This is a genomic window from Streptomyces sp. 150FB (assembly GCF_000818195.1).
Classification (GTDB): Bacteria; Actinomycetota; Actinomycetes; order Streptomycetales; family Streptomycetaceae; genus Streptomyces.
On sequence record NZ_JTHL01000001.1, the window covers coordinates 5,898,175 to 5,907,388 of the forward strand.

The following is a 9,214-nucleotide window of genomic DNA, read 5'->3' on the forward strand; positions in this document are numbered from 1 at the left end:
GCGCCCGCCACCGCCACCGCGAACCCGGTGACCGCCAGCCACGCCAGCCCCGGGTGCGTACGGTCGCCCAGCCACACCACACCCACCAGCGCGGGCCCGATCGTCTCGCCGAGCACCATGCCGGCCGTGGCCGTCGTCACCGAGCCGCGCTGGAGGGCCGAGGTGAGCAGCAGGAACCCGGCGGCGCCGCCGAGGAGCAGGGCGTACGGCGCGGGGGCGGCGAGATCCACCGAGTCGATGAGCCGTACGGCGACCTCCACCACCCCGAAACCGCACCCGGCACCGAGCCCGAGGACCAGCGCGCGCGGCCGCTCGGGCAGTCGCCCGGCCACCGCTCCCGCCAGCAGCACCAGGACGGCGACGCCGAGCATGGCCCAGCCCAGGAGGGCAGGACCCGGGCGGTCGCCCTGGGCGCCCGAGGCCAGGCCGAGCATGCCGAGGCCGCCGCAGACCACCGCCACGGCGGCCCACTCGGCGGAGCCGAGCCGTACCGCCAGCAGCCGGGCGGCGACCACGGCCGTGACGGCCAGACTCGCGGCGAGCGCGGCGCCGACCAGATAGATCGGCAGCGAGCGCAGCGCGACGATCTGGAGCGCGAAGCCCACCACGTCCAGGCCGAGCCCGGCGACGTAACGCCACTGCCGCACCGCGCGCAGCAGCAGAGCCGCGTCGACGCCGGAGCCGCTCCCGGGCTCGGCGGAGCGGGCCGCCACCGCCTGGAGGACGGAGGCCGTACCGAAAGAGATCGCGGAACCCAGCGCACAAACCATCCCCAAGAACACGAACACATAATAGTCGGACAGAGATGGCGCACCGCCTTACCCCTGAGCGGCGGGGCCCTCTACTGTGGCTGGGATCCATAGGTCAGTTGCCAGTTCGATTACAGCGGGGGAGTCGTCCCATGACGATGCGGCAGAGGAAGCTCAGGTCGAGCGCGGTGGTGCTCGGGGGGATGGGCATGCTCGCGATGACACTCACGTCGTGCGGCTCGGACCCGGACAAGCGCTGCATCGACCCGCAGACGCAGAAGACGCTGCCGAAGTACGAGTGCGACGACGATCACGGCCACGGCTCGTACTACTACGGCGGTTCGGTCCGCAACGGCCGTGTCTACGGCGGAAGTTCGAACCGCTCGGCGGTCGAGAAGGGCGGCTTCGGCAGCTCCCACTCGGGCTCGCACGGTGGCTGACCCGACAGGCTCGACGAACCGGTCGGGCCCGGCTGACCCGGCGGACCGGACAGACCCGGCGTCCGCCCCGGCCGAGCGCCCGGCGGCCCGCTGATGGAACGGCACACCATCGAGCCCCGCCCCGACTGGCAGCGGATCGTCGAGGCGCAGGGTGTCGTCTATCCCCTGACCCGCTTTCCCGACGGTTCGCTGCGTCCGTACTGGGACGAGAGCGCGTACTACTCCTTCACGCTGCCCGAGGTCGAAGCCCTCGAAGAGGTGGTCGAAGAGCTGCACGCGATGTGCCTGAGTGCCGCCGCGCACATCGTGGCGCAGGACCGCTTCGCCGAACTCGGCATCACCGACCGGCGGTTGGCCGGGCGGATAACCGAGTCCTGGCGCAGGCGCGCCGAACTCCCCTCCATCTACGGCCGGTTCGACCTGCGCTACGACGGCACGGGCCCGGCCAAGATGCTGGAGTACAACGCCGACACCCCCACCTCACTGGTCGAGGCGGCGAGCCCGCAGTGGTTCTGGATGGAGGAACGCTTCCCCGGCGCCGACCAGTGGAACTCTCTGCACGAACGGCTCGTCGACGCCTGGAAGCGGCAGGCCACCCTCCTCCCGCCGGGGCCGGTGCACTTCGTGCACTCCGAGGGGGACGAGCTGGGCGAGGACCTGATGACGGTCGCGTATCTGCGCGAGACCGCCCAGCAGGCCGGCCTGCACACCGAGGCGCTCTCCGTCGAACAGATCGGCTGGGACCGGCTGAGCGGACGCTTCGTGGACGAGCGGCTGCACTTCATCCGGAGCTGCTTCAAGCTCTACCCGTGGGAGTGGCTGACCACCGACCGCTTCGGCCCGCAGGTCCTCGACACCCTAGACAACGGCGGCGGTACGGGCAGCACCTGCTGGATCGAGCCCGCCTGGAAGATGCTCCTCTCCAACAAGGCGCTGCTGGCCATCCTCTGGGAACTGCACCCGGGCCATCCGAACCTGCTGCCCGCCTACCTCGACGGCCCCCGCGAACTCGCCTCGGCGGGCGGCTATGTGGCGAAGCCGCTGCTGGGCCGCGAGGGCGCCGGCGTCACGATCCACGAGCCCGGCCTGCCCCCGGCCGTCAGGGGCGAGGCCTGCTGCTACCAGGAGTTGGCCCCACTGCCGGACTTCGAGGGCAACCGCGTGGTGCTGGGCGCGTGGGTGGTCGAACACGAGGCGGCGGGCCTGGGCATCCGTGAATCGTCCGGCCCGATCACCGACGAGTACGCCCGCTTCCTGCCCCACGTCATCCTGTAGGGGCCCGGAAGGCGGCGGCAACACCGGGGGCCGAGTCGTCGGCCGGCCCCCGGCCCTGCCGGCCGGCCCCCGGCCCCACCTCGCCGGAAACGAACCTAGCCCGCGAGCACCGCCCGCAGTTGGGCGACGCCCCAGTCCAGATCCTCCTTGCTGATCACCAGCGGCGGCGCGATCCGGATCGTCGAGCCGTGGGTGTCCTTCACCAGCACGCCCCGTTCCATCAGCCGCTCCGAGATCTCCCGGCCCGTGCCGATCGAGGGGTTGATGTCCACCCCAGCCCACAGCCCCCGGCCGCGTACGGTCTCCACCGCGCCGCCGCCCACCAGCATCCCCAGTTCGCGGTGCAGGTGGTCGCCCAACTCGGCCGCGCGCTCCTGGAATTCGCCGGTCTCCAGCATGGCGATGACTTCGAGCCCGACCGCGCAGGCCAGCGGGTTGCCGCCGAAGGTCGATCCGTGTTCGCCGGGGCGGAACACACCGAGCACCGCCTCCGACGACACCACGGCCGACACCGGCACCACCCCGCCGCCCAGTGCCTTGCCGAGCACGTACATGTCGGGCACGACGCCCTCGTGCTCGCAGGCGAAGGTCTTCCCCGTCCGGCCGAGGCCCGACTGGATCTCGTCCGCGATGAACAGCACGTCGTGGGCCCGGGTCAGCTCGCGCACCCCCGCCAGATATCCCGGCGGCGGCACCAGCACGCCGGCCTCGCCCTGGATCGGCTCCAGCAGCACGGCCACGGTGTTGTGGGTGAGGGCCGACTCCATGGCGGTGAGGTCGCCGTACGGAACGATCTCGAACCCGGGCGTGTAGGGGCCGTAGTCGGCCCGCGCCTCGGCGTCCGTCGAGAAGCTGATGATCGTGGTCGTCCGGCCGTGGAAGTTGTTCGCGGCCACCACGATCTTCGCCGTGCCCTCCGGCACGCCCTTGACCTGGTACCCCCACTTCCGCGCGGTCTTCACCGCCGTCTCGACCGCCTCGGCCCCGGTGTTCATCGGCAGGACCATCTCCATGCCGCACAGCTCGGCGAGCCGCGTACAGAACTCCGCGAAGCGGTCGTGGTGGAACGCCCTCGACGTGAGCGTCACCCGTTCGAGCTGGGCCTTGGCCGCGTCGATCAGACGCCTGTTGCCGTGGCCGAAGTTGAGCGCCGAATACCCGGCGAGCATGTCGAGGAAGCGGCGCCCCTCGACATCGGTCATCCAGGCACCCTCCGCCGACGCGACGACGACGGGCAGCGGGTGGTAGTTGTGCGCACTGTGGGCCTCCGCCGAGGCGATGGCACTCTCCGTTGCCGACACGGGAACTCCATTCGTTGTAAACAGGTGTTCGGTACAAGCTGTCCTGCTGGACACGGTAGTGGCCCCTGTTTCTATCGTCGCTCGCCGCACGGCCGGAGAAACCTCGCTCCCGGCGCGCCCCGGCCGCTCTTCCCCTAGGGTTGAGCCACGTACGGCGACTGGCGCACGCGGAACCGACCGCGGGGGAGCCGTACGGGAAGACCGCACGAGGTGCCGTCCGCCTGGGCACCCCGGGACCACGACCGCCGTACGGCTCGTCCCGGAGGACCGCGATGACACTTCCCGCGCACGACACCGCCCGCCACCCCGCCCTGTCGGCCGCCGACCCCGAACTCGCCGCGCTCGTCGGCGCCGAGGAGCGGTTGCAGGCCGAGACCCTGCGGCTGATCCCCAGCGAGAACTACGTCTCCCAGGCCGTCCTCGAAGCGTCCGGGACCGTCCTCCAGAACAAGTACAGCGAGGGCTACCCGGGCCGCCGCTACTACGAGGGCCAGCAGAACATCGACCAGGTCGAGCGGCTCGCCGTCGCCCGCGCCAAGGCGCTCTTCGGCGTCGAGCACGCCAATGTCCAGCCGTACTCCGGCTCTCCCGCCAATCTCGCCGTGTATCTCGCCTTCGCCGAGCCCGGCGACACGGTGATGGGCATGGCCCTCCCCATGGGCGGCCACCTCACCCACGGCTGGGGCGTGTCGGTCACCGGGAAGTGGTTCCGGGGCGTCCAGTACGGCGTACGCGAGGACACCGGCCTGATCGACCTCGACGAGGTGCGCGCACTCGCGCTGAAGGAGCGGCCCAAGGTCATCTTCTGCGGCGGTACGGCCCTTCCCCGCACCATCGACTTCGCCGCCTTCGGCGAGATCGCCAGGGAGGCGGGCGCCGTGCTCGTCGCGGACGTCGCGCACATCGCGGGGCTGATCGCCGGCGGCGCCCACCCGTCCCCGGTGCCGTACGCCGACGTGATCTCCACGACCACCCACAAGACCCTGCGCGGCCCGCGCGGGGCGATGCTGATGTCGCGTGCCGAGCACGCCAAGGCCCTCGACAAGGCGGTCTTCCCCGGTCTCCAGGGCGGCCCGCACAACCAGACCACCGCCGCGATCGCCGTCGCCCTCCACGAGGCGGCCAGGCCCTCCTTCCAGGACTACGCGCGGTCCGTCGTCGCCAACGCGGGTGTCCTCGCCGACGAACTGCTCGCGCGGGGCTTCGACCTCGTGTCCGGCGGCACCGACAACCATCTGATCCTGATGGACCTCACCCCGAAGGACGTCCCCGGCAAGGTGGCGGCCAAGGCGCTGGACCGCGCGGGCCTGGTCGTCAACTACAACTCGGTGCCGTACGACCCGAGGAAGCCGTTCGACCCGTCCGGCATCCGGATCGGCACCCCCTCCCTCACCTCACGCGGCCTCGGTACCGCGCACATGGCGGCCGTGGCCGACTGGATCGACCGGGGCGTCAGCGCCGCCGGCGCGGGGGACGAGCACGCCCTCACCGCGATCCGCGCCGAGGTCGCCGACCTGATGGCGGCCCACCCGGCGCCCGGACTCCCGGTCTAGACCGGGACAGATCCGGACGGATCTGAACGCGTCCGAAGCGCGGCGGGGTCGGCCGCCGAGCACCTGTGTTCCTTCTCTCACAGACGTATCACCGACGTCTCACCTGCGTATCACCCCGGGACGGCTCCCCGGCTCCCCGGCCCGGGGAGATCCGTTCCCGACCTGTCAGCGGCACCTGAGAGAATGGTGAGCATGGCCTCTGACCGTCCCCGCGCGCTCTCCGGTATCCAGCCCACCGCAGGCTCCTTCCACCTAGGGAACTACCTCGGTGCGGTCCGTCAGTATGTGGCGCTGCAAGAAACCCACGACGCGTTCTACATGGTCGTGGACCTGCACGCGATCACCGTCCCGCAGGATCCCGCCGAGCTGCGCGCCAACACCCGGCTCGCCGCCGCCCAGCTCCTCGCCGCCGGCCTCGACCCGGGGCGCTGCACGCTCTTCGTCCAGAGCCATGTCCCCGAGCACGCCCAGCTCGCCTGGATCATGAACTGCATCACCGGCTTCGGTGAGGCCTCCCGGATGACGCAGTTCAAGGACAAGTCCGCCAAGCAGGGCACCGACCGGACGACGGTCGGGCTGTTCACGTACCCCGTCCTCCAGGTCGCCGACATCCTGCTCTACCAGGCCGACGCCGTCCCGGTCGGTGAGGACCAGCGTCAGCACATCGAGCTGACGCGTGACCTCGCCGAGCGGTTCAACACCCGCTTCGGGCAGACGTTCACCGTCCCGGCGCCGCACATCGTCAAGGAGGTCGCGAAGATCTACGACCTCCAGGATCCGACGGCCAAGATGAGCAAGTCGGCGTCCACACCCAAGGGCCTGATCAATCTGCTCGACGAGCCGAAGGTCACGGCCAAGAAGATCAAGAGCGCCGTCACGGACACCGGCACCGAGATCGTCTTCGACACCGTCGCCAAGCCCGGTGTGAGCAATCTGCTCACCATCCACTCCACGCTCACCGGCCTCACGGTCCCCGAGTTGGAGAACCAGTACGCCGGAAAGGGTTACGGTGCGCTGAAGACGGACCTCGCCGACATCGTGGTCGATTTCGTCACACCCTTCAGGACCCGCACCCAGGAATACCTGGACGACCCGGAGACGCTGGACTCGATCCTGGCCGGGGGCGCCGACAAGGCGCGCGCCGTCGCGGCCGAGACCCTGGCCCAGGCCTACGACAGGGTGGGCCTCCTGCCGGCGAAGCACTGACCGGTGCCGGCGAAGCACTGACCGGTGAGGCACTGACCGGCCGCACCGACACGGGGGGTGCTGGCCAGCAAGGCGGTACGGGAGTCACACTGGCGGGCGGCACACAGCCGCCGGCCGCACAGGACCGATCCGGGGCCCGACCAAGTCGGTACGGAGTGAGGAGAACGACGTGGGGACCGTAACGCTCGGCGTTTCGATCGCGGTCCCGGAGCCGTACGGCCGTCTGCTCCAGGAGCAGCGCGCGGGCTTCGGTGATCCCGCCGCACACGGCATTCCCACGCACGTCACCCTCCTGCCGCCGACCGAGGTCGACGCCTCGGCGCTGCCGGCGATCGAGGCGCATCTCGCGGCCGTCGCGACGGCCGGCCGGCCGTTCCCGATGCGGCTGTACGGCACCGGCACGTTCCGCCCGCTCTCCCCGGTCGTCTTCGTCCAGGTCGTCGAGGGCGCGTCGGCCTGCACCTGGCTCCAGAAGCGGGTCAGGGACACGTCGGGGCCGCTGGTCCGTGAGCTCCAGTTCCCGTATCACCCGCATGTCACCGTGGCCCACGGCATCGCCGAGGAGGCGATGGACCGGGCGTACGAGGAGCTCGCCGAGTATGTGGCGCAGTGGAGCTGCACCTCCTTCGCGCTCTACGAGCAGGGACCGGACGGCATCTGGCGCAAGCTCCAGGAGTACGCGTTCGGCGGCGGCGGCGAGATCCCCGGCGTGCCCTCGCAGAGCACGCCCAGGGACCGCCCCGCGTCCCGCAGACCGGTCAGTCCCTAGTCACCCGCACGGCTCCCGGTGGCCCGTCACAACGGCAGTCGGCGGAACAGCGGCCTCGGCAGGTGCCGCAGCGCCGCCATCACCAGGCGCAGCATTCCCGGCACCCACACCGTCTCGGCCCGCCGCCGCAGCCCCAACTCGATCGCGAACGCGACCTCTTCCGGCGTGGTGGCCGGCGCAGTCTCCGCCAGCCCCGCCGTCATCTTCGTCCGTACGAAACCGGGGCGCACGATCATCACATGCACGCCCGTGCCGTACATGGCGTCGCCGAGCCCCTGGGTGAAGGCGTCGAGGCCCGCCTTGCTCGACCCGTAGATGAAGTCAGCGCGCCGCGCCCGCTCCCCGGCCACCGACGACAGCACCACGAGCGAGCCGTGCCCCTGCACCTGCAACGCGCCCGCGCACACCAGTCCGGCCGACACCGCGCCGGTGTAGTTCGTCTGCGCGACCCGGACAGCCGCGAGCGGCTCGGCCTCGTCGCGCGCCTGGTCGCCCATGACCCCGAACGCGAGCAGCACCATGTCGATGTCGCCCTCGGCGAAGACCTTGCCGAGCGTCGGCTCGTGACTGCCGGGGTCGAGCGCGTCGAAGGCGACCGTGCGGATGTCGACGTCCGTACGGAGGGCGCGCAGCTCCTCGGCCGCGGCCTCCAGGGCGGGGGAGGGGCGGCCGGCGAGCCAGACCGTACGGGTACGGCGGGCGATCAGCCGGCGCGCGGTCGCGAGGCCGATCTCCGACGTACCGCCGAGGACGAGCAGGGACTGCGGGGTGCGATAAGCGTTCTTCATCGTTCCAAGCTCCTTGTCGGAATCCCTGTCGAAACGGGCGGCGGGGTGCCGGTGCCGGTAGTGGGGCCTTGGAGGTGACCGTATCGCCCCATACCTACTTCTTTGCGAACTTTTCCGGCTTTGAGCGCTGTGTGGCGGGGCCGCCAAGGGGGTGACGAGAGGTTCACCGGTGCGCCCGCCCGCTGTTTGTCCGATCCCGGGGTACGTCTCCTGCATGGACTGGCTGAAAAAACTCCCTGTGATCGGTCCGTTCGTGGGCCGCTTCATGCAGACGCATGCCTGGCGCTCGTACGAGACGCTCGAGCGGACCCACTGGTCACGGCTGGCCGCCGCCATCACCTTCATCAGCTTTGTCGCGATCTTCCCGCTGATCACGGTGGGCGCGGCGATCGGCGCCGCGCTGCTGAGCACCCGTCAGCTCCACGACGTGCAGAACAGCATCGCCAAGCAGGTGCCCGGCATCTCCGACCAGCTCAACATCGACTCGCTGGTGGCCAACGCGGGCACGGTCGGGGTCGTGGCGGGCGCGCTGCTGCTCTTCACCGGTATCGGGTGGATCGGCTCGATGCGGGAGTGTCTGCGGGCCGTCTGGGAGCTGGACGACAAGCCCGAGGGCAATCCGATCGTCCTCAAGGGCAAGGACGGCCTGGTCCTGATCGGCCTCGGCGCCGTCGGCCTCGCCTCGCTGGGCGCGTCGGGCTTCGGGTCGACGGCCATCGGCTGGACCGCCGACCGACTCGGCATCTCCGAGGGCGGCGCCGGCGGCGTACTGCTCCAGACCGCCGCCATCGCGATCGCGGTCCTGGCCGACTTCCTGCTCCTGCTGTACGTGCTGACGCTGCTGCCGCGCGTCCAGCCGCCGCGCCGCCGGCTGGTGGTCGCCGCGCTGATCGGCTCCGTCGGCTTCGAACTGCTGAAGCTGCTGCTGGGCGGCTATATGAGGAGCGTGGCTTCGAAGAGCATGTACGGCGCCTTCGGCGTGCCGATCGCCCTGCTGCTCTGGATCAACTTCACGGCGAAGCTGCTGCTGTTCTGCGCCGCGTGGACCGCGACGCGGAGCAAGGCCGAGGCGGCGGACGAGGCGAGGGCCGAGGCGGACGCCGACTTCGATGGCCCGCCGCCGGGCCCGCCTG

The 9,214-nt window shown here is 70.8% G+C and carries 9 protein-coding genes and 1 riboswitch; of the genes, 6 read left to right on the top strand and 3 right to left on the bottom strand.

Going from position 1 to position 9,214, the window contains the following annotated elements; translation table 11 throughout:
- The coding region (locus tag QR77_RS25470) for a hypothetical protein (protein WP_040028630.1) at nt 1-770 on the bottom strand (770 nt) is incomplete at its 3' end.
- A gap of 137 nt (nt 771-907) precedes the next feature.
- Between QR77_RS25470 and QR77_RS25475 the strand changes: the two genes are divergently transcribed.
- On the top strand, nt 908-1,189 hold the full coding sequence (locus QR77_RS25475) for a hypothetical protein (protein ID WP_040028631.1): 282 nt from the start codon (nt 908-910) through the stop codon (nt 1,187-1,189).
- A gap of 93 nt (nt 1,190-1,282) precedes the next feature.
- Nucleotides 1,283-2,464, top strand: coding sequence for a glutathionylspermidine synthase family protein (locus QR77_RS25480; RefSeq protein ID WP_040024417.1), 1,182 nt, complete (start codon nt 1,283-1,285; stop codon nt 2,462-2,464).
- Between the two features lie 95 nt (nt 2,465-2,559).
- On the opposite strand, the gene rocD is transcribed toward QR77_RS25480, so the two are convergent.
- The gene (rocD, locus tag QR77_RS25485; RefSeq protein WP_040024418.1) at nt 2,560-3,765 is read right to left on the bottom strand and encodes an ornithine--oxo-acid transaminase; all 1,206 of its coding nucleotides are present in this window, start codon (nt 3,763-3,765) and stop codon (nt 2,560-2,562) included.
- Between the two features lie 144 nt (nt 3,766-3,909).
- A riboswitch (ZMP/ZTP riboswitch) is annotated at nt 3,910-3,999 on the top strand.
- A gap of 38 nt (nt 4,000-4,037) precedes the next feature.
- Here rocD and glyA point away from each other — a divergent pair.
- The 3 genes from glyA to QR77_RS25500 all read left to right on the top strand — a co-directional run bounded on the left by glyA (nt 4,038) and on the right by QR77_RS25500 (nt 7,293).
- A complete protein-coding gene (glyA, locus tag QR77_RS25490; protein WP_040024419.1) occupies nt 4,038-5,318 on the top strand; it encodes a serine hydroxymethyltransferase in 1,281 nt (426 codons plus the stop codon).
- Nucleotides 5,319-5,510: 192 nt separating this feature from the next.
- Nucleotides 5,511-6,524 carry a tryptophan--tRNA ligase gene (trpS, locus tag QR77_RS25495; RefSeq protein WP_040028632.1) on the top strand — a complete coding sequence of 338 codons (1,014 nt, stop codon included), beginning with the start codon at nt 5,511-5,513 and terminating at the stop codon, nt 6,522-6,524.
- 169 nt (nt 6,525-6,693) lie between these two features.
- Nucleotides 6,694-7,293, top strand: coding sequence for a 2'-5' RNA ligase family protein (locus QR77_RS25500; protein ID WP_040024420.1), 600 nt, complete (start codon nt 6,694-6,696; stop codon nt 7,291-7,293).
- Between the two features lie 26 nt (nt 7,294-7,319).
- On the opposite strand, the gene QR77_RS25505 is transcribed toward QR77_RS25500, so the two are convergent.
- A complete protein-coding gene (locus tag QR77_RS25505) occupies nt 7,320-8,081 on the bottom strand; it encodes a decaprenylphospho-beta-D-erythro-pentofuranosid-2-ulose 2-reductase (protein ID WP_040024421.1) in 762 nt (253 codons plus the stop codon).
- Between the two features lie 214 nt (nt 8,082-8,295).
- Between QR77_RS25505 and QR77_RS25510 the strand changes: the two genes are divergently transcribed.
- Nucleotides 8,296-9,214: YihY/virulence factor BrkB family protein (locus QR77_RS25510; protein WP_063798079.1), on the top strand; the 919-nt coding region annotated here is incomplete at its 3' end.

What these genes read in the sequence shown, in the direction of transcription:
- trpS (WP_040028632.1), top strand. Translation starts at nt 5,511, where the DNA reads ATGGCCTCTGACCGTCCCCGCGCGCTCTCCGGTATCCAGCCCACCGCA.
- glyA (WP_040024419.1), top strand. Translation starts at nt 4,038, where the DNA reads ATGACACTTCCCGCGCACGACACCGCCCGCCACCCCGCCCTGTCGGCC.
- QR77_RS25475 (WP_040028631.1), top strand. Translation starts at nt 908, where the DNA reads ATGCGGCAGAGGAAGCTCAGGTCGAGCGCGGTGGTGCTCGGGGGGATG.
- QR77_RS25480 (WP_040024417.1), top strand. Translation starts at nt 1,283, where the DNA reads ATGGAACGGCACACCATCGAGCCCCGCCCCGACTGGCAGCGGATCGTC.
- QR77_RS25505 (WP_040024421.1), bottom strand. Translation starts at nt 8,081, where the DNA reads ATGAAGAACGCTTATCGCACCCCGCAGTCCCTGCTCGTCCTCGGCGGT.